Consider the following 25,684-nt stretch of genomic DNA (forward strand, 5'->3'; position numbering starts at 1 on the left):
TATAATAAATACTAACTTTTTAAAATTTGGAAAAAGTTAATAATTCATTAAATATTATTTTAGGAAGGAGAGGAGATAATGAATTTAGATTGGTATTATACATTCTTAGTATTATCTAAACACCTCAATTATCATAGAGCAAGTGAAGAATTATTTTTAACGGAACCAACACTTCACCAGCAAATAAAAAAACTCGAAAAACATTTACAAGTAAATTTATTTGAAACAGTTGGAAGAAATTTAACTCTGACTCCAACAGGACGAGAATTTATCCCTATCGTAAAAAAAATAATTGCGACATATGAAGATGGAATTAAAAAAATACAGTTAAAAAATAAAAAGTTGGAAACACATTTAAACATCGCAGTTTCACCTTACATAGCTACCTATCTGTTACCGAAATTTCTTCCAGAATTTTTTTGAAGAACAACCAGCTGTAGGTATTTCAATTACAGTTTTACAAAATGGCATCGCTCGAGAAATTGAAAATAATCAATTTGATATTGGGATAGCTAGGGAAGAACCTTATACTACAAAGATTAATTCAGAAAAAATTTGTGAGGGTAAAATTGCTCTTTTTTATCCCAAAAATGATTCTCAACTAACTGAGGTGGGGTTATTTCAAAAATATAAGATCTTATCAGATAATCATCCTGTTTATTGGAAAAAAGTAAAACAAGAAATTTCTGAAATTGTTCCAGAATCTCAATTTGTTTCTATAAAGGATATAGCAGTAACTGAGAAATTGATTGAAATGGGACAAGGGATCTCTTATCTTCCTCTGTACCTTAAAATGACTTTAAATCCTAATATTGCTACTCGAATACCAGAAGAAATTTCTATTCCACTATCTTTTACTTACATAATGACTAGAAAAAATTCGGAAGCTATTGAACTTTTCAAAAATAAATTTAAGGAATTTATTGTTTTTGAGCAAAATAAAGTAAATTTTTAACTCTTAAAAAGATGACTTGTGTATCTAGAAGCTAGTGTTAATGTATAAAATTGAAATTTCGTGTCATCTTTTCTGGGTTTAGACTGACTTTGTTATGAGTTTGAAACAGAAATCGAAAAGCTTTGAAAGAATTTTCGAAAAATTTTAAAAAATTCTGAAAAAATCTTGACAGGTGATGAAAAAGGTGGTAAGATAGGAAACATCAAAAAAGAAAGCAGAAAAAGAAATGAATAAGAAACAAGCTGTAACGATGAATCAAAACTTTTACTTTAGCTACTTTAGATAGTGTTTGTAGACATGTCACCATGGATGCAAACAGTTCAAGCAATTTGTTTGTATCTATGTGGCTAAGGTTTTTGATTGTGGTCCATATAGATGAATATCTAAATGGACTAGCAAAGTTATAACTTGTTAGATTATTTCAAGCATCCGTTTAGATAGTATCTAGGCGGTTTTTTGTTTTATCTTTTCTGAGAAGGAGTTTCATTATGAAAGTTGTTCGAAAATTGCTAGCACCCCTCTTGGTAGTGGGGATCCTCTTAACCTCTCTGATTAGTTTGCATCAGTTGAAGGCAGATAAGAAAAAAGATGTGTTTCGTATCGGTATTTCGCAATTTATTACCCACCAGTCCTTAGACGCTACTAGAAAAGGGTTTGTGGATGAGCTGGCCAAACAAGGATATGTTGAGGGGAAAAATATCGAGATTGATTTGCAAAATGCACAGGGAGAACAACGAAATCTTAAAACGATTTCTCAGCAGCTAGCAGAATCTAGTGATGTCGTTCTAGCCATCGCAACGCCTTCTGCTCAGAGCTTGGCCAATACAACACAAACGACACCGGTTATCTTTTCAGCGGTAACAGACCCTGTCAGTGCCAAGTTAGTTGAGTCAAGAGAGCATCCTGGGGGCAATGTAACTGGAACAAGCGATCAGTCATCAGATGCCATTTCAACCCAAATCAATTTGATAAAGAAAGTGTTGCCAAAAGCTAAAACGATTGGAATCCTCTATACTCAGAGCGAGCCAAACTCAGTTGTCCAAAAGGATGAAGCTAAGCGCCTTCTGGAAGAAAAAGGCTTTACCGTTGTTGAAAAAACAATCTTGGACAGTAACAACGTCAAAGCGGCTGCAGAAAGCTTGATGGCAGAGGTGGATATGGTTTTTGTACCAACGGATAATATCATTTCATCAACCATGGAAACAGTCAAGCAGGTTTCTATTAAACACAAGGTTCCAGTATTCGGTGGTTCAACAGAAATGATTGCGGTTGGTGGCTTGTATAACTACGGAACCAATTATGAAGAATTGGGAAGACAGACAGCTCGCATGCTGATTCGTGTTTTAAAAGGTGAGAAGCCAGAAAATATAGCAGTTGAGTTGCCTGAAAAACTGGAATTGCATACCAATCAAGAAATGGCAGATGCACTAGGAATTGATATTAGTAAGTTAGAGGGCAAGGAATAAGGAGGTTTAAGATGAATTTTGTGTTATCTAGTTTATCAGAAGGTTTGTTGTGGTCGATTATGGCGATTGGGGTCTACTTGACTTTTCGTATTTTGGATATTGCGGATATGACTGCTGAAGGAGCCTTTCCTCTGGGGGCAGCAGTCGTTGTATCACAGATACAGGCAGGGGCAAATCCTTGGATTGCGACCTTACTTGCTTTGCTGGCAGGTATGATTGCTGGTCTTGTATCAGGAATGCTCCACACCAAGATGAAAATCCCAGCTCTCTTGACAGGGATTGTGACCTTGACAGGGCTTTATTCCATCAATATTAAAATCATGGGAAGTGTGCCTAATCTTTCCTTAGGAGATTCTGCAACCGTCTTTAAACAATTGGCTATCTTGGGACTGACAAATGAAGAAGCTGTTTTCTCATTCAGTTTGGCCTGTCTCTTACTTGTTTGTTTGGTCTTGACTCTTTTGATGAAAACAGAGATTGGCTTGGTCTTGCGTTCGACTGGGGACAATATTCCGATGAGTGAGGCCAATGGGGTCAATGTAGACACCATGAAGATTGTTGGTTACATGATTTCAAACGGTTTGATTGCCCTATGTGGTTCCTTGTTCGCCCAAAATGATGGATTTTCAGATGTAACTTCTGGGACAGGAACCATTGTTGTTGGTTTGAGTGCAGTGATTATTGCGGAAGTCTTGATACACGACTTGACCATTGGAGGTCGCCTGTTATCTATCGGAATCGGTGCTATTGTTTACCGTTTAATTATTTTAAATATCTATGAAATTCCAAATCTAGATCAAAACTTAGTACGTCTCTTTAATGCAATCTTGTTAGCCTTAGTTTTATTTGCGCCAGAATTGCAAAAGAGATTAAAGATTCGTGGTCTGAAATTGAGAAATGAATAGGAGGAGAAAGTTATGGCAAGTTTGTTAACACTTGAAAATATTCACAAGACATTTGAAGCAGGGACGGTCAATGAGAACCATGTCCTCAAAGGATTAGACTTAGAGGTTGAAGAGGGAGATTTTATCTCTGTGATTGGTGGAAATGGAGCAGGGAAATCCACTTTGATGAATATCTTGGCTGGCAATCTATCGGTGGATGAAGGGGATCTTTTATTGGCAGGCAAATCCATTAAAAATCTGAGTGTCAGAAAGAGAGCCAAGGATATTGCCCGTGTTTTTCAAGATCCTAAGATGGGAACAGCTTCTCGTTTGACGATTGAGGAGAATATGGCTATTGCCTTGAGACGCGGGCAGAAGAGAGGGCTTGGTTGGGGTGTGAAGGAGAAGGACAGAATCCAGTTCCAAGAGGCCTTGAAGGAGTTGAATATTGGTCTTGAAAATCGCTTAAAAGTAGATACTCAATATCTCTCAGGAGGCCAAAGACAGGCCTTGACCCTAGTCATGGCAGCTCTGGTGAAACCCAAACTTTTGCTTTTGGATGAACACACTGCGGCACTTGACCCGAAAACTAGTCAAATGGTGATGGATTTGACGCAAAAGATTGTGGAACACCATCAGTTGACGACTTTGATGATTACCCACGATATGAACCATGCGATTGAGTACGGCAATCGTCTCATTATGCTCTATCAGGGTAAGATAGTGGTGGATGTCAAGGGAGAGGAGAAAAAGCATCTGACGGTTGAAGATCTCATGCATCTTTTCCAGAAAAATAGTGGCCAAAGTCTAGTTAGTGATGAATTGGTTTTGGGATAAAGAAAAAGGCTGAGATGTGGTGTCTTAGTCTTTTATTTCTTACACTGCCTATCTATGTAAATTAAACTCAGTAAGGAGCCCTCTTTTGCAGAAAAGCAGGGTTCTTTTTGCTGTCTATTCCATCCTTGAAAGCGTAAAACAAACTAGTCAGGGTGGCTAGTTTGTGGTATAATGAAAGAGACTCAAAAAGAAACAGGAGAAATATGATGGATTTACTATTAGCAATTGTATTGATTGTGCTAGCTTTTCTAGGAGGAGCTCTTGGAGGAATGTACTTGGTTCGTAAGCAAATTGAAAAAGAATTCGCTGACAACCCACGTTTGAATGCTGAAGCAGTTCGTACTCTTTTGAGTGCAAATGGTCAAAAACCAAGCGAAGCTAAGGTACAACAAGTTTACCACCAAATCATCCGCCAACAAAAGGCAGCCCTTGCTAACAATAAAAAGAAAAAATAAATAAGGAAAAGTCTGGGATGAAAATTCCAGACTTCTCACTATGTTGGCTAAGGGTTTAGGGATGAGACTTTTTCCTTGCATTCTATTGATATTTGATTATGATTAAGAGAGATAGTTGTTGCTTAGGCTGTCATTCGGTTCATAAAGATCAATAATCATAATGAACTATCAATCAGAAAAAGACTAGAAAGAAGACTGTATGGATAATCGACCAATTGGTTTTTTGGATTCGGGTGTCGGGGGCTTGACCGTTGTGCGTGAGCTCATGCGCCAGCTTCCCCATGAAGAAATCGTCTATATTGGAGATTCGGCGCGGGCGCCCTATGGTCCCCGTCCTGCTGAGCAAATTCGTGAATATACTTGGCAGTTGGTCAACTTTCTCTTGACCAAGGATGTCAAAATGATTGTCATTGCTTGTAATACTGCGACTGCGGTCGTTTGGGAAGAAATCAAGGCTCAACTAGATATTCCTGTCCTAGGTGTTATTTTGCCAGGAGCTTCGGCAGCTATCAAGTCCAGCCAAGGTGGGAAAATCGGAGTGATTGGAACACCCATGACGGTACAATCAGACATCTACCGTCAGAAAATAAACGATCTGGATCCGGACTTACAGGTGGAGAGCTTGGCCTGTCCCAAGTTTGCTCCCTTGGTGGAGTCGGGTGCCCTGTCAACCAGTGTCACCAAGAAAGTGGTCTATGAAACCCTGCGTCCCTTGGTTGGAAAGGTGGATAGCCTGATTTTGGGTTGTACCCATTATCCACTTCTCAGACCTATTATTCAAAATGTCATGGGGCCAAAGGTTCAGCTCATCGATAGTGGGGCAGAGTGCGTACGGGACATTTCAGTCTTACTCAATTATTTTGAAATCAATCGTGGTCGTGATGTCGGACCACTCCATCACCGTTTTTACACAACAGCCAGCAGCCAAAGTTTTGCACAAATTGGTGAAGAATGGCTGGAAAAAGAGATTTATGTGGAGCATGTAGAATTATGACAAATAAAATTTATGAATACAAGGATGAACAGGACTGGTATGTCGGGTCCTATGGTATTTTTGGTGGCGTCCGGACGTTGACGGATGATGACTTGGATTTTCCTCTATTGGAGTTTGCCCAAAGATTTCGAGATGAGGATCGAGGTTTTCCTGTTTCTGTTACTGTTTTACGCTATGGTTCTCTCTACCGTTTATTGTCTTTTGTGGTAGATATCCTCAACCAAGAAATGGGACGAAATGTGGAAGTCATCCAACGTCAGGGGGCTTTACTCTTAGTTGAAAATGGGCAACTCCTGCATGTAGAATTGCCTAAAGAAGGGGTTGATGTAGAAGCATTCTTTGAGACAAACAAGGTCAGAGAAACCTTATTGATTGCGACTCGTAACGAGGGCAAGACCAAGGAATTCCGAGCTATCTTTGACAAGCTAGGCTACGATGTAGAAAATCTTAATGATTATCCAGACCTACCTGAAGTAGCAGAAACAGGTATGACCTTCGAAGAAAACGCCCGCCTTAAGGCGGAAACCATTTCCCAATTAACGGGCAAGATGGTTTTGGCAGATGATTCTGGACTTAAAGTCGATGTCCTAGGTGGATTGCCAGGTGTCTGGTCAGCTCGTTTCGCAGGTGTGGGAGCTACTGACCGTGAAAACAATGCCAAACTCTTGCACGAATTGGCCATGGTCTTTGAACTCAAGGACCGCTCGGCTCAATTCCATACAACCCTAGTCGTAGCCAGTCCCAACAAGGAAAGTTTGGTTGTTGAAGCAGACTGGCCAGGCTACATTAACTTTGAACCTAAGGGTGAAAATGGATTTGGTTACGATCCTCTCTTCCTTGTAGGAGAGACAGGCAAGTCATCGGCTGAATTAACCCTTGAAGAAAAAAATAGCCAATCTCACCGCGCCTTAGCCGTTAAGAAACTTTTGGAGGTATTTCCATCATGGCAAAGCAAACCATCATTGTAATGAGCGATTCCCATGGCGATAGCTTGATTGTGGAAGAAATCCGTGATCGCTATGTGGGTAAAGTTGATGCCGTTTTTCATAACGGCGATTCTGAACTGCGTCCTGATTCTCCACTTTGGGAGGGCATCCGAGTTGTTAAAGGGAACATGGACTTTTACGCCGGCTACCCAGAACGTTTGGTGACTGAGCTTGGTTCGACCAAGATTATCCAAACTCATGGTCACTTATTTGACATTAATTTCAATTTTCAAAAGTTGGACTACTGGGCTCAGGAAGAAGAGGCCGATATCTGTCTCTATGGTCACTTGCATGTGCCAAGTGCTTGGATGGAAGGCAAGACCCTCTTTTTAAATCCAGGTTCTATCAGTCAACCACGTGGGACCATCAGAGAGTGTCTCTATGCTCGTGTGGAGATTGATGATAGTTATTTTAAAGTGGACTTTTTGACACGAGACCATGAGGTGTATCCGGGCTTGTCCAAGGAGTTTAGTCGATGATTGCCAAGGAGTTTGAGACTTTCTTGTTGGGGCAAGAGGAAACTTTTTTGACCCCTGCTGAAAATCTAGCTGTGTTAATTGATACCCACAATGCGGATCATGCGACACTCTTGCTCAGTCAGATGACCTATACCCGTGTTCCTGTTGTAACAGATGAAAAACAGTTTGTTGGGACGATTGGGCTCAGAGATATTATGGCTTATCAGATGGAGCATGACTTGAGTCAAGAAATCATGGCAGATACGGATATCGTTCATATGACGAGAACGGACGTAGCGGTTGTTTCGCCTGATTTTACCATTACGGAGGTCTTGCACAAGTTGGTAGATGAGTCCTTCTTGCCGGTTGTGGATGCGTCTGGTATTTTCCAAGGGATTATCACGCGCAAGTCTATCCTCAAGGCAGTGAATGCCCTCTTGCATGACTTTAGTAAGGAATATGAGATTCGATGCCGATGAGAGACAGGATTTCAACCTTTTTAGAGGAAAAGCAGGGCTTGTCTGCCAATTCCAAGCAGTCCTATAAGTATGATTTGGAGCAATTTTTAGACATTGTAGGCGAGCGGATTTCTGAGACTAGTCTCAAGATTTACCAAGCCCAGCTAGCCAATTTAAAAATCAGCGCCCAGAAGCGAAAGATTTCGGCCTGTAATCAATTTCTCTACTTTCTCTATCAAAAAGGAGAGGTGGACAGCTTTTATCGTTTGGAATTAGCTAAACAAGCTGAGAAGAAGACGGAAAAGCCAGAAATTCTAGACCTAGCCTCTTTTTGGAAGGAAAGCGACTATCCAGAGGGACGCTTGCTAGCGCTCTTAATCCTAGAAATGGGACTCTTGCCGAGTGAGATTTTAGCCCTCAAAGTTGCGGACATCAATCTGGACTTTCAAGTGTTGCGAATCAAGAAGGCTTCCCAACAGAGGATTGTCACCATTCCCATGACCTTGCTTTCAGAATTGGAACCCTTGATGGGGCAGACCTATCTTTTTGAAAGGGGAGGGAAAGCCTATTCTCGTCAGTGGGCCTTTCGTCAGCTAGAGTCCTTTGTCAAGGAGAAAGGTTTTCCGGCCTTATCAGCCCAAGCCTTGCGGGAACAGTTTATTCTAAGACAAGTAGAAAACAAGGTCGATTTGTATGAAATTGCAAAAAAATTAGGATTAAAAACAGTCCTGACCTTAGAAAAATATAGATAATGGATATTAAACTAAAAGATTTTGAAGGGCCTCTGGACTTGCTCTTGCACCTGGTTTCTAAGTACCAGATGGATATCTACGATGTGCCTATTACGGAAGTCATCGAACAGTATCTAGCCTATGTCTCAACCCTGCAGGCCATGCGTCTGGAAGTGACGGGCGAGTACATGGTTATGGCCAGTCAGCTGATGCTGATCAAGAGCCGTAAGCTCTTGCCAAAGGTAGCAGAAGTGACAGATTTGGGGGATGACTTGGAGCAGGATCTTCTTTCTCAAATCGAAGAATACCGCAAGTTCAAGCTCTTGGGTGAGCGCTTGGAAGCCAAGCACCAAGATCGGGCCCAGCACTATTCTAAAGCGCCGACAGAGTTGATTTACGAAGATGCGGAGCTTGTTCATGACAAGACGACCATTGACCTCTTTTTGGCTTTTTCAAATATCTTAGCTAAGAAAAAAGAGGAGTTTGCACAGAATCACACGACTATCCTGCGGGATGAGTATAAGATTGAGGACATGATGGTTATCGTGAAAGAGTCCTTGGATGGACGAGATCAATTGCGCTTGCAGGATTTGTTCAAGGAAGCTCAGAATGTCCAAGAGGTCATTACCCTCTTTTTGGCAACCTTAGAGTTAATCAAAACCCAGGAGTTGATCCTCGTGCAAGAGGAGAGTTTCGGAGATATCTATCTCATGGAAAAGAAGGAAGAAAGTCAAGTGGCCCAAAGCTAGACTTGATAGAGAGGAAAGATGAGTACTTTAGCAAAAATAGAAGCGCTCTTGTTTGTAGCGGGTGAAGATGGGATTAGAGTCCGCCAGTTAGCTGAACTCCTCTCTCTACCACCGACAGGCATCCAACAGAGTTTAGAAAAATTAGCCCAGAAGTATGAAAAGGATCCAGATTCCAGTTTGGCTCTGATTGAGACAGGGGGCGCTTATAGATTGGTGACCAAGCCTCAATTTGCAGAGATTTTGAAGGAATACTCTAAGGCGCCTATCAACCAGAGTTTATCTCGGGCTGCCCTTGAGACCTTGTCCATCATTGCCTATAAGCAGCCGATTACACGGATAGAGATTGATGCCATCCGTGGGGTCAATTCGAGTGGGGCTTTGGCAAAGTTGCAGGCATTTGATTTGATACGAGAAGACGGGAAAAAAGAAGTGTTGGGTCGTCCCAACCTCTATGTGACTACAGATTATTTCCTAGATTACATGGGAATTAACCATTTGGAAGAATTACCAGTGATTGATGAGCTTGAGATTCAAGCCCAAGAAAGCCAATTATTTGGTGAAAGGATAGAAGAAGATGAGAATCAATAAGTATATTGCCCACGCAGGTGTGGCCAGTAGGAGAAAAGCAGAAGAGCTGATCAAGCAAGGCTTGGTGACGGTCAATGGCCAAGTAGTGCGTGAACTAGCAACGACCATCAAGTCAGGCGACAAGGTCGAAGTGGAAGGCCAGCCTATCTACAACGAAGAAAAGGTCTACTATCTGCTTAACAAACCACGCGGTGTCATTTCCAGTGTGACAGATGACAAGGGCCGCAAGACGGTTGTCGACCTCTTGCCCAACGTGAAAGAGCGCATCTACCCTGTAGGTCGTTTGGACTGGGATACATCAGGAGTCTTGATTTTGACCAATGACGGGGATTTTACGGATGAAATGATTCACCCTCGTAATGAGATTGACAAGGTTTATGTCGCGCGTGTTAAAGGTGTGGCCAATAAGGACAATCTCCGCCCCTTGACCCGTGGGCTTGAGATTGATGGTAAGAAAACCAAGCCGGCTGTCTATGAGATTCTCAAAGTGGATCCAGTCAAAAACCGCTCTGTGGTGCAGTTGACTATCCATGAAGGGCGTAACCACCAGGTTAAAAAGATGTTTGAAGCTGTCGGTCTCCAAGTGGACAAGCTGTCACGGACCCGTTTTGGACATCTAGACTTGACAGGACTCCGTCCAGGAGAATCCCGTCGTCTTAATAAAAAAGAAATCAGCCAACTTCATACCATGGCTGTAACCAAGAAATAATGAAACGAATCTTAATAGCGCCTGTGCGCTTTTACCAACGGTTTATCTCCCCAGCCTTTCCACCCTCTTGTCGCTTTGAGCCGACTTGTTCTAACTACATGATTCAGGCTATTGAAAAACATGGCTTCAAGGGTGTTTTGATGGGCTTGGCTCGGATTCTACGTTGCCACCCCTGGTCGAAAACAGGTAAGGACCCTGTCCCAGACCACTTTTCCCTTAAACGGAATCAAGAAGAAAAATGAGGCTGGGTAAAAATATTTTAGTGAAATGATAAAAACGCATCTCCTATCAGGTTTGAATGAGCTTGATAGGATGCGTTTTATCATGTAAAGATGTGATTAAGTTTGAAGTTGCTTATTTCAAGCCTTTTTGTGCGTCTTCAATCATGAGTTTGGTTGATTCAAGTCCGCCTCCGCTTAGATACCAGAGGTCTGGTGTTAGTTGGATAATCTTACCATTTTTAGCGGCAGGTGTTTCAGCGATGAGGGCATTTTCTAGGACACCGTCGTTGCTAGAGTTGTCCCCACCGATGGCAAGGGTGCGGTTGATGACAAAGAGGATGTCAGGATTGATTTCTTTGACACTTTCAAAGCTGACTTCTTGTCCGTGGCGAGAATCTTCAAATTGAGTATCAGTTGGCTTGAATTTCAAGGTTTGGTACAAGAAAGAGAAACGAGATTGGGCACCAAAGGCTGCCATTTTTCCTTCATTAAGGAGGATGGCAAGGGCTTTTTTGTCAGAGCTTTCATTTTTAGTAGCGACTTCTTGAATGCTCTTGTCTAGCTTGACTAATTCTTCCTTGGCTTTCTGTGTACCAGTTTCACCAAAGGCGCTTGCTAAGGATTCTATATTAGCCTTGGTAGAAGTCCAGTAGTCGTCCTTGCTTGCTTGGAAGAGAACTGTTGGGGCGATTTCTTTGAATTTGTCTACGAATTTTTGTGTACGTATGGAAGCAATAATCAAATCAGGCTCAAGGGCGGCGATAGCTTCTAAATCAGGTTCTTTCATAGAACCAACATTTTTAACTTTTCCAGCTAGGTCTTTGAGATAGGTTGGTACTGTTTTTGTAGGCATTCCAACGATATTTTTTTCAAATCCTAGAGCACGAATAGTATCAGCAGCGCCGAGGTCAAAGGTAACAATTTTTTCAGGAACTTTTGAAAGTTTGACTTCGTCTAGTGAACTTTTAATGGTTATCTCTGTTGGAGCAGAGTTGCTTGTTTCCGACTGGCTAGTGCTTGAGTTTGTATTTGTACTGCATGCACCAAGTAGAAGCAAGAAGCTGGCCACTAGGGCAGTGAAATAAAGTTTAAGGGATGTTTTCATGATTTCTCCTTTTTAAAATGTGATAACGATTTAGGGAGTCTCTTGGTCTTATTGACTAAGAGACTGAAGGTTCTCTAACTTGAGCTTCTATGTTACTAGCTATAGATACAGATTTTTTTACCATTGATATTAGCTAGCGTGATGGGAATCTCATAAAGTTGACTGAGGAGGTTAGACTGCATGATTTGATTGGTTGTTCCCTTGCTAAAGACTTTGCCGTCCTTGAAGGCAACAATTTCATCTGCATACTGACTGGCCATATTGATATCGTGGAGGACGATGATAATGGTCTTGCCGAGTTCCTCCACCAGTCGCCGAAGAATCTGCATCATGCTAACGCTTTGTTTGATGTCGAGATTGTTGAGTGGTTCGTCCAGTAAGATAAAGTCTGTATCCTGGGCCAGTACCATAGCGATAAAGACCCGCTGGAGTTGTCCTCCAGACAGGCTATCGATGTAGCGGTCTTTTAAGTCTGTCAGTTCCAGATAGTCCAGAGTTTCTCGGATTTTTTCCCAGTCTTCTGCTATCAGGCGACCACGGCTGTAGGGAAAACGTCCAAAACTGACCAGTTCTTCCACCGTCAATTTGGCTTGGTAATTGATTTTCTGCTTTAGGATAGTCAGTTCTTTGGCTAGTTCTTGCGAATTCCAGCTCTCGATTTCACGACCTTTGATACTGAGTATTCCCTGATCCTTCTTGGTCAGTCTGCTCATGATGGAGAGGAGAGTCGACTTTCCAGCACCATTTGGACCAATAAAGGCTGTCAGTTTTTGAGGACTGACTTCAAGTGAAATACCTTGCAAAATATCCTGTTTTTGAATGGATTTGTCAATGTTTTCCAGTTTCACTGACGTGCCCTCCTATAAAGTAAGATAAAGAATAAGAGACCTCCTACACTTTCTATGATCATACTGATGCGAATTTCCAGCGCAAAGACTCGTTCAATCAGGGCTTGCCCCAAGGTCAAACTGATAAATCCAACCAGAATGGCTACGATAAAGAGTAGCTTGTGCTGATAGTCTTTGACAATCAGGTAGGTGAGGTTAGCCAGCATAAAGCCGAAGAAGGCCATAGGTCCCACCAGGGCAGTTGCTGTTGAGGTCAAAAGCACGATGCCCCAGAGGAGTTCTTTCTGTTCTTTTTCAACATTGAGTCCCAATATCTGAGATGTTTCTCTTTGCAGATGCAAGACATCCAGAATGACTGCTTTCCGAAAGAAAAAGAGTGTCAAAGCAAGGATAATCAGAGAAGCAATGGCTAGGATGGAAGTGTTGAGATGTTGAAAGGAGGCAAAGAGACTGTTCTGCAGTTTATCGTATTCGTTTGGATCCATTAGGACCTGGAGGAAGGTACTGATATTTCGAAAGAGACTTCCGAGTGCTAGACAGATTAGCAGAATGAAGACCAGATCTTGCTTCATCAGGGTCTTCAAGTAGCCTTGTAAGGCAAGAAAGAAGAGGGATTGAAGCAGAAGCAAGACTAGGAATTCTAAGATAGGGGACTTGCCAAGTTGAAGAAACTTGCTTTCAAAAACCAGTAGTAGGGTTTGTAGTAGGACGTAGAAGGATTCGATTCCTAAAATACTTGGCGTCAGAAAGCGATTTTCCGTCAGGGTTTGAAAACTAATGGTCGAAATCCCAGTCGCGATGGCTACCAAGAGATAAACGATAATCTTTTGGGAACGCAATTTCCAAGCAAAGGCTGACAAGTGAGTGATGGGCCAAAAGTAGAGAAGACAAGCTCCGATGACCAGAATAATGAGAATCCAGAAGAGCTTAGTATGTTTGCTTTTAGACTGCATCTTTTCGTCCCCCTCTCCAGAGAAGTAGGATAAAGACGAGGCTACCAATGATTCCTAGCAAGAGGCTGACAGACAGCTCATAGGGCCGAATCAGAACTCGGGATAGGATGTCGCAGGCCAGAACTAGATTGGCACCGACCAGTACGACCATGAGTTTGGTCTGACTTAGATTATCTCCATAGCGCTTGCGAACAAGATTGGGAGCAATAACTCCGAGAAATGGTAAGCCACCCACGGTAATCATGGTGACGCTTGTCGTTAATGCAATCAGAAAGAGAGCCAGTTTTTCAAGTAGAGAGTAAGAAATCCCCAAACTTTCACTGGTTTCTTTCCCTAGATTCATGATGGTAAAGGTTTGGGATAATTTCCAAACGGCTATCAGGATAATGAGGCCTAAGAAGAGCCATTCATACTGATGAGTCTGAATCATGGAGAAGGAGCCTTGGGTCCAAGCTGTCATACTCTGAACCAGATTGAAACGGTAGGCGATAACTTCTGTCACAGAACCAATAATCCCACTATAGATGATCCCAATCAGAGGTAACATCCACCTTTCCTTTACAGTAAAAATGGTCATAAAGGCTAGGAAGAAGAGGGTAAATACGATGGATGAAACAAAAGCAAAGAGCATCTTTTGAGTCAGACTAGCCGACGGAAAGACAAAGAGGCTCAGCACCATTCCCAGTTTGGCAGCTTCAGTGGTTCCAACTGTACTCGGAGCAGCAAACTGATTTTGAGTGATGGTCTGCATGAGAAGGCCTGCCATGCTCATACTAGAGGCAGTCAGAAGAATGCTAATGGTCCTTGGGAGACGGGACTCTTGAAAGAGAAGCCAGGTCTGCTGGTCGAAATCAAAGAGCTTTCCCCACGAAAAATCACTGGTCCCAATGCTAATAGAGAGAAAGACTAGGAGTAGAAGTAAGCCAATTAAGTAATAAGAAAGTTTCATACCCCGTCCTTTCATGTGGATTTGGTATCGAAAGATACCCGCGAATATTACTGTAACACGATTTTTCTAATCTGTCAATAAATTTTCTGATAATTTAATGAATGAAACAAGGAGAGAGTAACAAGACTTTCTCCTTTGTTATCCTATTATAAAATATTTTTCCCCTCTTTAACCCGCCAATGATAATCCGATAAAATAATATCTTTAAGAGAGTAGCTAGCCTTCCAATCAAGATATTTTTTAGCTTTTGATGCGTCTGCTAGGACGCTAGCTGGGTCACCAGCACGACGAGCAACAATTTCGTGTGGTATTTTTTGGTTTAATAGTTCTTCAGCAGTTTTAAAGATTTCTTTGACAGTATAGCCTTTTTCAGTTCCCAAGTTAAAGATTTGAGAAGAACTGTTTTCTTGAAATAGGTAGTTCATTCCTTTCACATGAGCCTGTGCAAGGTCCAAGACATGAATGTAATCCCGAATACATGAACCATCACGTGTATCGTAGTCATCTCCAAATATTTTTAGGCTATCATTTTGTCCCAACGCGGTTTTGTTGATATTGGGAATAATATGAGTTGGATTTTTTACACGCAGACCATTTGAAGCATCCATTTCAGCCCCAGCAACATTAAAGTAACGGAAAATGACATATTTCCAATCGTAGCGATTGGCCATCCAGTAAATCATTCGTTCGCCCATCAGTTTTGTCTCTGCATAAGGATTGACGGGGTCGAGCAGGGTGTCTTCAGTAGCTGGCTTGTCAATACAGTTATTACCATAGAGGGAAGCAGTCGAAGAGAACATGATTTTTTGAATGCCAACTTCAGATAAGACTTTGAGAACTTGGTTCATACCAGCGACATTGGCAGTGAAGTATTTGCTTGGGTTTTCAATGCTTTCGCTCACAACAATTTCACCTGCACAATGAAGAACAGCATCAATCTGATTTTCTTCCAAATAAGCTTTTAAGGCACTAGCATCATAAACGTCCAGTTGTTTAAAGCTAGCACGACTATCTACAGCCGAACGATTTCCTGTAGAGAGATTATCTAAGACATGCACCTGGTATCCAGCATTTAAAAGAGCTTTAACGGTATGAGAGCCAATGTAGCCAGCTCCACCTGTAACAAGAATTGTTTTGGTCATGATTTTTTTCCTTTTTCTAGTTTTGTACTATTTTAAATAAAAAAGAAAGGAAAGTCAATTATTTTCTGTAATTTTTACGAAAAAACTGAACAAATATAGTGTTGAATTGTTTTTTGTTTGGAAATTAAGAGTTGGATTAATCTTGGAATAGTTCTTAGATTTCACCTCACATGTAAGGGAATACAATCTTTTTCTAAGATATAGCAGGACTAAGATACTAATTTAGAAATCCACCTTCCCGCTATCCTTATCCTATAAAAAGTGGTAAAATGGATGAAAGAAAGAAGGAACTGAAATGACAACATTATTTTCAAAAATCAAAGAAGTAACAGAACTTGCTGCGATCTCAGGTCATGAAGCACCTGTCCGTACTTATCTTCGTGAAAAGTTAATACCGCACGTAGATGAAGTGGTGACAGATGGCTTGGGTGGTATTTTTGGTATCAAACATTCAGAAGCTGCAGATGCACCGCGCGTCTTGGTCGCTTCTCATATGGATGAAGTTGGTTTTATGGTCAGCGAAATCAAGTCAGATGGTACCTTCCGTGTCGTAGAAATCGGTGGTTGGAATCCTATGGTGGTTAGCAGCCAACGTTTTAAACTCTTAACACGTGATGGTCGTGAAATCCCTGTGATCTCAGGCTCTGTCCCTCCACATTTGACACGTGGAACAGGTGGACCAACCATGCCAGCTATTTCAGATATTATTTTTGATGGTGGTTTTGTGGATAAGACTGAGGCGGAAAGCTTTGGCATCCGTCCTGGCGATACCATCGTACCAGATAGCTCTGCAATCTTGACAGCCAATGAAAAAAATATCATTTCAAAAGCTTGGGACAACCGCTATGGTGTTCTCATGGTGAGCGAGCTAGCAGAAGCTCTGTCAGGTCAAAAACTCGGAAATGAACTCTATCTTGGCTCTAACGTCCAAGAAGAGGTTGGGCTTCGTGGCGCTCATACTTCTACAACTAAGTTTGACCCAGAAGTTTTCCTAGCAGTTGACTGTTCACCAGCTGGTGATGTCTATGGTGGTCAAGGCAAGATTGGGGATGGAACCTTGATTCGTTTCTATGATCCAGGTCACTTGCTTCTCCCAGGGATGAAGGATTTCCTTTTGACAACGGCTGAAGAAGCTGGTATCAAGTACCAATACTACTGTGGTAAAGGCGGAACGGATGCAGGCGCAGCTCATCTGAAAAATGGTGGTGTCCCATCTACAACTATCGGTGTCTGCGCTCGTTATATCCACTCTCATCAAACCCTCTATGCTATGGATGATTTCCTAGAAGCGCAAGCCTTCTTACAAGCCTTGGTGAAAAAATTGGATCGTTCAACGGTTGACTTGATTAAAAATTATTAAACCATAAGGGAGGTGGTTGGGATGGTAGAACCAAACCTAGAAAGCCTTATAAAAGATCTTTACAATCATGCTCGACATGATTTGAGTGAAGATTTAGTTGCTGCTCTTTTAGAGACTGCAAAAAAACTGCCTACTACAAATGAGCAATTGCTGGCAGTCCGTCTCTCAGGCCTGGTAAATCATGAATTGCTCCTAAATCCCAAACATCCAGCACCTGAGTTGCTCAACTTAGCTCGCTTTATTAAGAGAGAAGAAAACAAGTACAGAGGAACCGCAGCTTCTGCAATTATGTATGGGGAACTCTTTAAAATGCTTTGATTCCATTGTGAATCAAAGCATTTTTCTATATGGTAGAAAAGCAATTCTTGGTTAGGAAAAGAGAAAAGCCATCCTATTTAGGATAGCTTCTTGGTTATCAGATTTGTTCAGCGATGACCTTTTCAGCTAGATTCATAGCGTGATCAGATACACGAGTATAGTGGGAAATAATGTCGATAAAGTTGACCCCAGCTTGTGTTGAACACTCCCCCTTGTTGAGGCGTTTGATGTGGGTTTTTCTGAGAACACGTTCCATATTGTTGATTTTTTTATGGCGTTCAATCAGGCTTTGAGCTTTTTCAATATCATTGTTTTCTACACTATCAAGGGCATCCTTGATAAAGCCAGTGGTCTTTTGATAGATATCAGCCAATTCCTGCAAAGCAGCTTCAGAGAACTCAACATTTTTACGTTGAAGGTAGTCAGTCAGATTGATTAGTGCTTCTGCGTGATCCCCAATCCGTTCCAAATCACGGGATGAATCCAGGATGTTGGTCAGCACTTCACTTTCTTTCTGGCTAAGGGCTTCACTTGAAAGAGTAATCAGGTAACGAGTCAATTTTTCATCAATGGTATTGATGGCTTCTTCTGTCTTGTGTCCTTTTTCAGCAACCTTTTCATTGAGGTCAATGATGTAGTTGTATGAAAGGTCAAAGGCTTTAGAAGCATAATTTCCTAAGTGAAGGAGTTCTTTCTTCGCATTTCCGAGAGCGATTGATGGAGCTTGTTTAATCAAATGCTCATCGAGATAAAGTGGCTCGTACTTCACAACTTCATCTTCACCAGGGATGAGCTTGGTTACAAAGTAGGCCAAGGCTCCGATGAATGGAAATTGTACAATGGTGTTACTTACGTTAAAGGCACCGTGCGAGAAGGCGATGGTCATCTCAGGAGAGAGGTGAAGGAGTGCCTGGAAGTACTCAATCATAGACGTAAATGGACCTAATAAGATTAAGCAAAGAATAGTTCCTAAAACGTTAAAGGTAACATGGGTTGCAGCAACGCGTTTCGCAGAGACATTGGCTCCGGCTGCCGCAATGATAACTGTTAGGGTTGTCCCGATATTATCTCCGAAGAGAACTGGTAGAGAACCTTTAAGGTCAAGGAAGCCACCTGCATAGAGACCTTGTAAAATCCCGATTGTCGCAGAAGAGGCCTGAATGAGAACGGTAATCACTGCACCAGCAAAAACTCCTAAAATAGGATTTTGCCCCAAGGTTACCATATACTCCTTGAATTGTGGCAAATCTTTAAGAGGACTCATACCAGCACTGATGAGGTTGAGGGCGTAGAAGATTCCCCCTACACCAAACAGGATGCGCCCGATATTGTTTGCTGTTCTGTTTTTTGTAAAGAAGAGGAACATGGTTCCAAGGAAAATCAGGGGTAAAGCATACTCGCCAAGCTTGAAACCGATGATAAAGGAAGTAACTGTGGTTCCGATGTTGGCTCCCATGATAATTCCGATAGCCTGTCTAAGAGTTAGAAGACTAGCGCTGACCAGTCCAACCGTGATAACTGTAACCCCTGTACTTGACTGAATCAGGGCAGTCACGACAATTCCGACTAGAACACCTAAAAAGGGATTGCTGGTGTACTTGTCAATGTAAAAACGAAGGCGATCTCCAGCAGCTTGTTGCAAACCGTCTCCCATGGTCTTGATACTATATAAGAATAGTCCCAGACCACCTAAAAAGTGAAATAAAATTTCCTGCCAATTAATGGACATTTCTTTTTCCTCCGAAAAATAATAACGGAATTTCTCCTATTCTATTTTAAAGGATAAAAGTAAATCTAACAAGTGTTAAGCTAAGATTTTAGAAAGAAAATTCGTGAGAATGGGCCTTAATTATATTAATTTTACCAATTTCTAACCTAGATATAGGTATTTCCTTTTATATATTGACATTTAAAAGAAATATTTTAAAATGAGGGTGGAATTATCTTGATCCCTGTGATTGGGATAAAAAATTTTATTAAGAAAGTTAAGCGCTTTCTTTTATGCAACAAAATCAATCTTTTAGGAGGAGAAAATGAAGAATCCATTTTTCGAAAGACGTTGCCGTTACAGTATTCGTAAGTTATCAGTAGGTGCCTGCTCACTGATGATTGGGGCTGTTTTATTTGCTGGTCCAGCCTTGGCAGAAGAAACTGCAGTTCCTGAAAATAAGGGAGCCAATACAGAGCTTGTTTCAGGAGAGGGTGAGCATCCAACTAATGAAGCTGACAAGCAGCATGAAGGAGAACATGCTAGAGAAAATAAGCCAGAAAAGGCAGAAGGAGTAGAGACAGCATCTGAAACTACTTCGCCAGCAAGCAATGAAGCTGCAACTACTGAAAAAGCAGAGGCAGCTAGCGCAGCTAAACCAGAGGAAAAACCAAGTGAGGTGACTGCAGAAACACCATTTGCAGAAGCAAAACCTAAGTCTGACAAGGAAACAGAAGCAAAGCCTGAAGGAACTAGCCAAGGGGATGAGTCTAAGCCAGCAGCAGAAACTAATAAGACTGAAAAAGAAGTCCAGCCAGATGTTCCTAAAAATGTAGAAAAAACATTAAAACCAAAGGAAATCAAATTTAATTCTTGGGAGGATTTGTTGAAATGGGAACCGGGTGCGCGTGAAGATGATCCCATCAATCGTTCCTCAGTTGAACTAGCCAAGCGCCATAGAGGCCAGTTGGTGAATGAAAAAGCAAGTAGAAGAGCCAAGGTTCAGGCGCTAGCAAATACCAATTCTAAAGCCAAAGACCACGCTTCTGTTGGTGGAGAAGAATTCAAGGCCTACGCCTTTGACTACTGGCAATACTTGGATTCAATGGTCTTTTGGGAAGGTCTAGTCCCAACCCCAGATGTCATTGATGCAGGACATCGTAACGGAGTTCCCGTTTATGGAACACTTTTCTTCAACTGGTCAAATAGTATCGCTGACCAAGAGAAGTTTGCTGCTGCCTTGAAACAAGATGAGGATGGCACCTTCCCTATTGCCCGAAAACTTGTTGATCTTGCTAAGTACTATGGCTTTGATGGGTATTTTATCAACCAAGAAACAACGGGTGACTTAGTGACGCCTCTTGGTGAAAAAATGCGTCAATTCATGCTCTATACAAAAGAATACGCGGCAAAAGTTAACCATCCAATCAAGTATGCTTGGTACGATGCCATGACTTATAAATATGGTCGTTACCACGAAGATGGTCTAGGTGATTACAACTACCAGTTCATGCAAAAAGAAGGTGACAAGGTCCCTGCGGATCAATTCTTTGCCAATTTCAACTGGAATAAGGAAAAGAATGACCACTCTGTAGAAATGGCAAAATGGCTGGAACGTAGCCAATATGACGTCTTTGCAGGATTGGAATTGCAACAAGGTGGTTCTTATAAGACAAAAGTTAAATGGGATGCCCTCTTAGATGAAAAAGGCAAGTTACGTTTGTCACTTGGACTCTTTGCACCAGATACAATTACCAGTCTAGGAAAAACAGGTGAAGATTATCATAAAAATGAAGATATCTTCTTCACAGGTTACCAAGGAGATCCGACAGCTCAAAAACCAGCGGACAAAGAGTGGTATGGGATTGCTAATTTAGTTGCAGACCGCACACCAGCAGTAGGCCGAACCTTCACTACCTCCTTTAATACAGGCCATGGTAGAAAGTGGTTTGTAGACGGAAAAGTTTCTAAGGATTCTGAGTGGAATTACCGTTCAGTTTCAGGTGTTCTACCAACATGGCGATGGTTGCAGACTTCAACAGGGGAAAAACTTCGTGCAGAATATGATTTTACAGATGCCTACAATGGCGGAAATTCCCTTAAATTCTCAGGTGATGTAGCTGGTAAGACAGATCAGGATGTGAGACTTTATTCTACTAAGTTAGAAGTAACTGAGAAGACTAAACTTCGTGTTGCCCACAAGGGAGGAAAAGGTTCTAAAGTTTATATGGCCTTCTCTACAACTCCAGACTACAAATTCGATGCTGCAGATGCATGGAAAGAGCTAACCCTTTCTGACAACTGGACAAATGAAGAATTTGATCTCAGCTCACTAGCAGGTAAAACCATCTATGCAGTCAAACTCTTCTTCGAACATGAAGGAGCTGTGAAAGATTATCAGTTCAACCTAGGACAATTAACTATCACGGACAATCACCAAGCGCCACAAGCACCGACAAGCTTTTCTGTAGTGAAACAATCTCTTAAAAATGCCCAAGAAGCTGAAGCGGTTGTTCAATTTGCTGGTAATCAAGATGCCGATTTCTATGAAGTCTACGAAAAAGATGGGAATAACTGGCGTTTGTTGACAGGTTCATCTGCTTCAACCATCTACTTGCCAAAAGTTAGCCGCTCTGCTAATGCGACTGGTACGACGCAAGGATTGAAAGTCGTTGCAGTTGGTAAAAATGGCCTTCGTTCAGAAGCTGCGACGACATCCTTTAACTGGGGTATGACTGTTCAGGATACAACTCTCCCAAGACCTTTGGCTGAAAATATTGTTCCAGGGGCAAAGGTTATCGGTAGCACTTTCCCGAATACCGAAGGTGGAGAAGGTATTGAAGGTATGTTGAACGGTACCATTACCAGTCTTTCAGACAAGTGGTCTTCAGGGCAATTGAGCGGTAGTGTTGATATTCGTTTGACCCAACCACGTCGTGTTGTCAGATGGGTAATGGATCATGCGGGAGCTGGTGGTGAGTCTGTTAACGATGGTCTGATGAACACCAAGGACTTTGATCTTTACTACAAGGATACAGATGGCGAGTGGAAACTAGCCAAGGAAGTCCGTGGCAATAAAGCGCACGTTACAGATATCACTCTTGACAAACCAATCACTGCCCAAGACTGGCGTTTGCATGTCATTACATCTGATAACGGAACACCTTGGAAGGCCATTCGTATCTACAACTGGAAGATGTACGAAAGCTTGGACACAGAAAGTCAAAATATTCCAATGGCTAAGGTAGCTGCCCGTTCACTTGGAAACCATCAAGTTCAACTAGGTTTCTCTGATGTTCCAGCAGGCGCGACCATCACCGTTTACGACAAGGCAGCTTCACAAACACCAATTGCAACCTTGAAGACTGAAACTGGTGGTGATCTGGCAACAGCACCATTAGCCTTTGACAAACAACCAACTCTACTCTATTATCGTACCCAACTACCTGACAAAGAAATCAGTAACACCTTGGCTGTAGCGATTCCACAGGATGAAAGAAAAATTAAATCTGTCAGCCTTGAAAAAGGACCTAAGAAGACGGTTTATAAAGAAGGAGAAAAACTTGACCTTAGAGGCGGAACACTCCGTATTCAATACGAAGGGGGACAAGCTGACGAGCTGATTAACCTTACTCACTCAGGTGTGACGGTGTCTGGCTACGACGCTCATCAAAAAGGGGAACAAAACCTAACACTTCAATACCTTGGTTTACCAGTGTCAGGTGATCTGAAAGTCCAAGTGACAGGACAGGATGAAGGAAAAGCAAAAGAAGCAGCAGGTTTGTATATTACTAAGAAACCAAAAACAGACTATCTAGTAGGAGAAAAACTGGATCTCTCTGAAGGTCGCTTCGGCGTTCTCTATGATGATGAGACAGAAGAGACTCACAGTTTTACTGATAAAGGTGTTGAAATCACGGGCTACGATGCTCAAAAGACTGGTCGTCAGACCTTGACCCTGCATTACAAGGGGCATACAGCTGAGTTTGATGTCTTTGTTTCTCCAAAAGCAGCTGTCAACGATGAGTATCTCAAACAAGAAATCACTGCTGCCCAAGGTCGTCAGTCAACCCTTGCCTATACCTTCTCAAGTGAGGACAAAAAAGCTGTACTAGTAGAGAAACTCAATGCAGCGAAAGCTGTTGCAGAAAACCATGATGCCAGTCAAGAAGAAGTCAACAAAGCCTTGAATGAATTGAAACAGGCTGGAGCGGGATTGGATGGAAATCAACGTTACCAAACTGCTAGAGAAGAATTAGAAGGCTTGCTCGAATCCGTCCGTGAAAAAGATCCTAAAGATGAGTTGATTGCCCAAGCTGAAGCTTTATTGTCTTCACAAATACCGACTCCACAAGCTTTTGCGGAGATGAAAGAAAAGTTGAATAAGAAACTAGCTCCTGCAGAAGAAAGTCACCACGTTGGCAGCATGGATCCTAACGAAGGAGCTCCTACAGTAGAGGCTTTGCCTGAACTGGTTGTTGAAACAGAAACAACAGCCTTCGAACGTCAAGAAAGACAAAATGTGGATCTTCTAAAAGGTCAACGTCAACTTGTCCAAAAAGGAGAGGAAGGACAAATTCGTCGTCTAGTAGAAGTAGAAGCCCAAGGCAAACGCACTCTTTGCTCAACTGAGGTTCTTAAGGAGGCTATCCCAGAAATCACAGAAGTTGGAACAAAAGAAGAGCAAGTCTCACCAACAACAGACCAATCGCCTTTAGCAACGTCAGTAAAAGGTGAAGCAGCAAGCAAACAACTGCCAAATACAGGAGTAGAAACAGATGCTGGTCTAGTAGCACTGGGACTTCTCGGAGTGATGAGCGTCTATGGACTTGTAGCTTCGAAAAAGAGAGAAGATTAAGAATAGATAGTATTTCTTAAGTTGAGATTAGAAAGAAATCGTTTCAAGAAGCAACAGCTAAAAAATAGTTGTTGCTTTTTGCACCCTTTCATCCCAATGTTTTCTGAATTGAGATTGAATAGCTTGTAAGGCATCATAAAGTGTTTTTCAGAAACATAACCTTCAAATTCAGTCCGGTCATATTTCTGGACTTTAATCAGTTTATTTGATACCATGAAATTTCAGTGAAATTTTAAGGAGATGTTGTGAAATTATTTGTAAAACATGGGATATTTCTTTTTGCAACGGTTCTATCCCTCAGTACCTATAGTGTCATGGCTGATGAAGTTGTACAATCTAGTACAAAATCTAGTGTTGAAAATATGGCAAAATCTACGCCAAATGATGTCGCTGTCGGCAATCCGAACAATGCAATTTCCAATCTAAAAGAAGACAAAAATAGTGGATCTTCTGAACCTAGCATTACTAAAATTGAAGTCTCTGGTGGGGTAAATCCATCTGCGACCGGTGTCGATTTTTTCAAAGATATTGAAATTAATCTTGAGGGAAATAACCTAACTGATGATAACTTTCTCAGCAAAGAAGGACTTCATTGGTCTGATAAAACATATGTCGAAATTGATAAAGGAACTGAAAATGGCCTTTTAAATGACAGTGAACGATTTGGTGATGCCAATACTCCCTCAACCCCTGTTGTAGCATATAGTAACAATGTAGGTGATAGTGGACGAATCAATTTTGTCGGCAAAACCTTATCTGGTATAGATTTAGATTTACTATGGACGGTCATTGAAAGTGATAAAGATGAGTGGACTTCAAATTCTGGATTTCAGGATAGTCGTCCAAAAGGACTCGGTTTCTCAGGTGAGCAATTTATTCCAGGCGCAACAGGGAATTCTATCGTTGTATTGTACAACAATGCAAGTAATCTCGCTCTACATTATCAAATTGTAAAACATGGAACTAAGATTGAGCAACCCATACTTGTTAGTTTCATTTCTACCGATATTGATGCCGCTCAGGGAGTTCAAACGAACCTTGCAAATTTAGTTGAAATCATTCCGACAGAATCTAATCTCGTCAAGGAAGATGGGATTATCTATGATGCTACTTCAGGCGTAGTCGGTCTAAATGGCTCTAAAGATCTTCCGAAAGGTGGCTATCTTGGAGCTGGCTTTATTTCAAATTTTGATTATACCTTCTACTCGCCTGCCCCAAAAAGAGTGAATGATTCTTATTACTACCCAATAGCTGTAAGGTACGATATTTTTGGAAGCAGCTTGCAAGCAAATATCAATACGCGAGTTTCTAAACCGATTATTGTCCAGTATGTTGATAAACATGGAAAAGAATTAAGGAATGCAGAATTCTATAAAGGTTTCGATGATGAATCCTATAAAGTGGAGTCCCTTAATATTCCAAATTATCGATTAGTAGATGTTAAGAGATTAACAGAAAATAAGGCAAGAACAAGGATTCAGTTCGTCTATCAGAAAGAACTACCCGTAACATTAAAGTTTCAAGATGAAAAAGGGAAGGAGTTGTACGGTACTCTAACTTATAAAGTTCTTGAGGGGCAAAGACTAAAGCATACACCTAGGAAAGTAGATGGTTATGTGACGCCAACAGTATTTGAGACCTTGGTCGAACATGCTGTAGAAAAGGTTTTTGTTTATCAGAAGATTCCACAAGCTAAGGAAAATCTTCAACCTTCTAGTAAAATGACGAATCCTAACGCGGAGAAGATTATCAGACCGCAGCTGCCATCATCCTTTTCCTCAGCAAACTCTAATCACCCTGTAGAGACCTCTTTGGCAGAGGGCTCATTACCACCCTTTTCTCAGGGGTCAAACCAAGTGCTAACTGACCAAGGTCAAAGAGTAGAGGATAGTCATACCGAACCCAAAAAGCAAGAGATACCAACTAAAAAGATCCCTTTTTAACCAATACCA

General features: G+C 41.6%; 25 protein-coding genes. 19 read left to right on the forward strand and 6 right to left on the reverse strand.

Translation table 11 applies throughout. From position 1 onward, the window contains the following. Window positions 1–78: 78 nt before the first annotated feature. From HMPREF0851_RS16505 to yidD, 15 genes are all read left to right on the forward strand, one after another. Window positions 79–423, forward strand: a complete 345-nt coding sequence (locus HMPREF0851_RS16505) for a LysR family transcriptional regulator (protein ID WP_232197012.1) — start codon at window positions 79–81, stop codon at window positions 421–423. 46 nt (window positions 424–469) lie between these two features. Next, the gene (locus HMPREF0851_RS16510; RefSeq protein WP_416068971.1) at window positions 470–955 is read left to right on the forward strand and encodes a hypothetical protein; all 486 of its coding nucleotides are present in this window, start codon (window positions 470–472) and stop codon (window positions 953–955) included. 488 nt (window positions 956–1,443) lie between these two features. After that, window positions 1,444–2,421 carry an ABC transporter substrate-binding protein gene (locus tag HMPREF0851_RS11745; RefSeq protein WP_000869845.1) on the forward strand — a complete coding sequence of 326 codons (978 nt, stop codon included), beginning with the start codon at window positions 1,444–1,446 and terminating at the stop codon, window positions 2,419–2,421. A gap of 11 nt (window positions 2,422–2,432) precedes the next feature. Beyond that, a complete protein-coding gene (locus HMPREF0851_RS11750) occupies window positions 2,433–3,326 on the forward strand; it encodes an ABC transporter permease (RefSeq protein WP_001012079.1) in 894 nt (297 codons plus the stop codon). Window positions 3,327–3,338: 12 nt separating this feature from the next. Then, complete coding sequence (locus HMPREF0851_RS11755) at window positions 3,339–4,142, forward strand: ABC transporter ATP-binding protein (RefSeq protein ID WP_000157661.1); 804 nt, start codon at window positions 3,339–3,341, stop codon at window positions 4,140–4,142. 206 nt (window positions 4,143–4,348) lie between these two features. Next, window positions 4,349–4,597 carry a YneF family protein gene (locus HMPREF0851_RS11760; RefSeq protein ID WP_000364990.1) on the forward strand — a complete coding sequence of 83 codons (249 nt, stop codon included), beginning with the start codon at window positions 4,349–4,351 and terminating at the stop codon, window positions 4,595–4,597. 199 nt (window positions 4,598–4,796) lie between these two features. Next, window positions 4,797–5,591, forward strand: a complete 795-nt coding sequence (gene racE, locus HMPREF0851_RS11765; protein WP_000370384.1) for a glutamate racemase — start codon at window positions 4,797–4,799, stop codon at window positions 5,589–5,591. Continuing rightward, entirely contained in the window at window positions 5,588–6,559 is a 972-nt protein-coding gene (locus tag HMPREF0851_RS11770) for a nucleoside-triphosphate diphosphatase (protein WP_000182445.1), read from the forward strand. The genes racE and HMPREF0851_RS11770 overlap by 4 nt, the downstream gene beginning before the upstream one ends. Further along, window positions 6,535–7,056: a metallophosphoesterase gene (locus HMPREF0851_RS11775; RefSeq protein ID WP_001118952.1), complete on the forward strand. Its 522-nt coding sequence runs from the start codon at window positions 6,535–6,537 to the stop codon at window positions 7,054–7,056. Before HMPREF0851_RS11770 ends, HMPREF0851_RS11775 begins: the two co-directional genes overlap by 25 nt. Next, window positions 7,053–7,514: a cyclic-di-AMP-binding protein CbpB gene (gene cbpB, locus HMPREF0851_RS11780; RefSeq protein ID WP_000560718.1), complete on the forward strand. Its 462-nt coding sequence runs from the start codon at window positions 7,053–7,055 to the stop codon at window positions 7,512–7,514. The genes HMPREF0851_RS11775 and cbpB overlap by 4 nt, the downstream gene beginning before the upstream one ends. After that, a complete protein-coding gene (xerD, locus tag HMPREF0851_RS11785) occupies window positions 7,511–8,245 on the forward strand; it encodes a site-specific tyrosine recombinase XerD (protein ID WP_001205629.1) in 735 nt (244 codons plus the stop codon). Before cbpB ends, xerD begins: the two co-directional genes overlap by 4 nt. Then, window positions 8,245–8,973 (forward strand): segregation/condensation protein A, encoded by a 729-nt coding sequence (locus HMPREF0851_RS11790; protein WP_000351914.1) that lies wholly within the window; start codon window positions 8,245–8,247, stop codon window positions 8,971–8,973. The genes xerD and HMPREF0851_RS11790 overlap by 1 nt, the downstream gene beginning before the upstream one ends. 18 nt (window positions 8,974–8,991) lie before the next feature. Beyond that, a complete protein-coding gene (gene scpB / locus HMPREF0851_RS11795) occupies window positions 8,992–9,561 on the forward strand; it encodes an SMC-Scp complex subunit ScpB (protein WP_000105303.1) in 570 nt (189 codons plus the stop codon). Further along, window positions 9,548–10,270 (forward strand): pseudouridine synthase, encoded by a 723-nt coding sequence (locus HMPREF0851_RS11800; RefSeq protein ID WP_001222228.1) that lies wholly within the window; start codon window positions 9,548–9,550, stop codon window positions 10,268–10,270. Before scpB ends, HMPREF0851_RS11800 begins: the two co-directional genes overlap by 14 nt. After that, window positions 10,270–10,512, forward strand: coding sequence for a membrane protein insertion efficiency factor YidD (gene yidD / locus HMPREF0851_RS11805; RefSeq protein WP_000821624.1), 243 nt, complete (start codon window positions 10,270–10,272; stop codon window positions 10,510–10,512). The genes HMPREF0851_RS11800 and yidD overlap by 1 nt, the downstream gene beginning before the upstream one ends. 112 nt (window positions 10,513–10,624) lie before the next feature. Here the strand turns inward: yidD and HMPREF0851_RS11810 are convergent, their stop codons facing one another. The 5 genes from HMPREF0851_RS11810 to galE form a co-directional block, all read right to left on the reverse strand. After that, on the reverse strand, window positions 10,625–11,596 hold the full coding sequence (locus HMPREF0851_RS11810; RefSeq protein WP_000858269.1) for a siderophore ABC transporter substrate-binding protein: 972 nt from the start codon (window positions 11,594–11,596) through the stop codon (window positions 10,625–10,627). Window positions 11,597–11,691: 95 nt separating this feature from the next. Continuing rightward, window positions 11,692–12,444, reverse strand: coding sequence for an ABC transporter ATP-binding protein (locus tag HMPREF0851_RS11815; protein ID WP_000764293.1), 753 nt, complete (start codon window positions 12,442–12,444; stop codon window positions 11,692–11,694). Then, window positions 12,441–13,397, reverse strand: a complete 957-nt coding sequence (locus HMPREF0851_RS11820) for an iron chelate uptake ABC transporter family permease subunit (protein ID WP_001190921.1) — start codon at window positions 13,395–13,397, stop codon at window positions 12,441–12,443. The genes HMPREF0851_RS11815 and HMPREF0851_RS11820 overlap by 4 nt, the downstream gene beginning before the upstream one ends. Further along, window positions 13,387–14,346 (reverse strand): ABC transporter permease, encoded by a 960-nt coding sequence (locus HMPREF0851_RS11825; RefSeq protein ID WP_000778473.1) that lies wholly within the window; start codon window positions 14,344–14,346, stop codon window positions 13,387–13,389. Before HMPREF0851_RS11825 ends, HMPREF0851_RS11820 begins: the two co-directional genes overlap by 11 nt. A 146-nt stretch (window positions 14,347–14,492) precedes the next feature. Further along, window positions 14,493–15,488 (reverse strand): UDP-glucose 4-epimerase GalE, encoded by a 996-nt coding sequence (gene galE / locus HMPREF0851_RS11830; protein ID WP_000167824.1) that lies wholly within the window; start codon window positions 15,486–15,488, stop codon window positions 14,493–14,495. A 295-nt stretch (window positions 15,489–15,783) separates the two neighbouring features. Between galE and pepA the strand changes: the two genes are divergently transcribed. Beyond that, window positions 15,784–16,848 carry a glutamyl aminopeptidase gene (gene pepA, locus HMPREF0851_RS11835; protein ID WP_000209179.1) on the forward strand — a complete coding sequence of 355 codons (1,065 nt, stop codon included), beginning with the start codon at window positions 15,784–15,786 and terminating at the stop codon, window positions 16,846–16,848. A 21-nt stretch (window positions 16,849–16,869) separates the two neighbouring features. Beyond that, a complete protein-coding gene (locus HMPREF0851_RS11840; protein WP_000230143.1) occupies window positions 16,870–17,166 on the forward strand; it encodes a hypothetical protein in 297 nt (98 codons plus the stop codon). Window positions 17,167–17,263: 97 nt separating this feature from the next. On the opposite strand, the gene HMPREF0851_RS11845 is transcribed toward HMPREF0851_RS11840, so the two are convergent. Beyond that, a complete protein-coding gene (locus tag HMPREF0851_RS11845) occupies window positions 17,264–18,895 on the reverse strand; it encodes a Na/Pi cotransporter family protein (RefSeq protein WP_000026652.1) in 1,632 nt (543 codons plus the stop codon). A gap of 304 nt (window positions 18,896–19,199) precedes the next feature. Here HMPREF0851_RS11845 and HMPREF0851_RS11850 point away from each other — a divergent pair, with 304 nt between their 5' ends. Both HMPREF0851_RS11850 and HMPREF0851_RS11855 read left to right on the forward strand, forming a co-directional pair. Further along, a complete protein-coding gene (locus HMPREF0851_RS11850) occupies window positions 19,200–23,732 on the forward strand; it encodes an endo-beta-N-acetylglucosaminidase (RefSeq protein ID WP_000795159.1) in 4,533 nt (1,510 codons plus the stop codon). A 245-nt stretch (window positions 23,733–23,977) separates the two neighbouring features. Next, window positions 23,978–25,675 carry a MucBP domain-containing protein gene (locus HMPREF0851_RS11855; protein ID WP_009014360.1) on the forward strand — a complete coding sequence of 566 codons (1,698 nt, stop codon included), beginning with the start codon at window positions 23,978–23,980 and terminating at the stop codon, window positions 25,673–25,675. The last annotated feature ends 9 nt before the right edge of the window (window positions 25,676–25,684 follow it).

It is taken from the genome of Streptococcus sp. M334 (assembly GCF_000187745.1).
In the GTDB taxonomy this organism is placed as follows: Bacteria; Bacillota; Bacilli; order Lactobacillales; family Streptococcaceae; genus Streptococcus.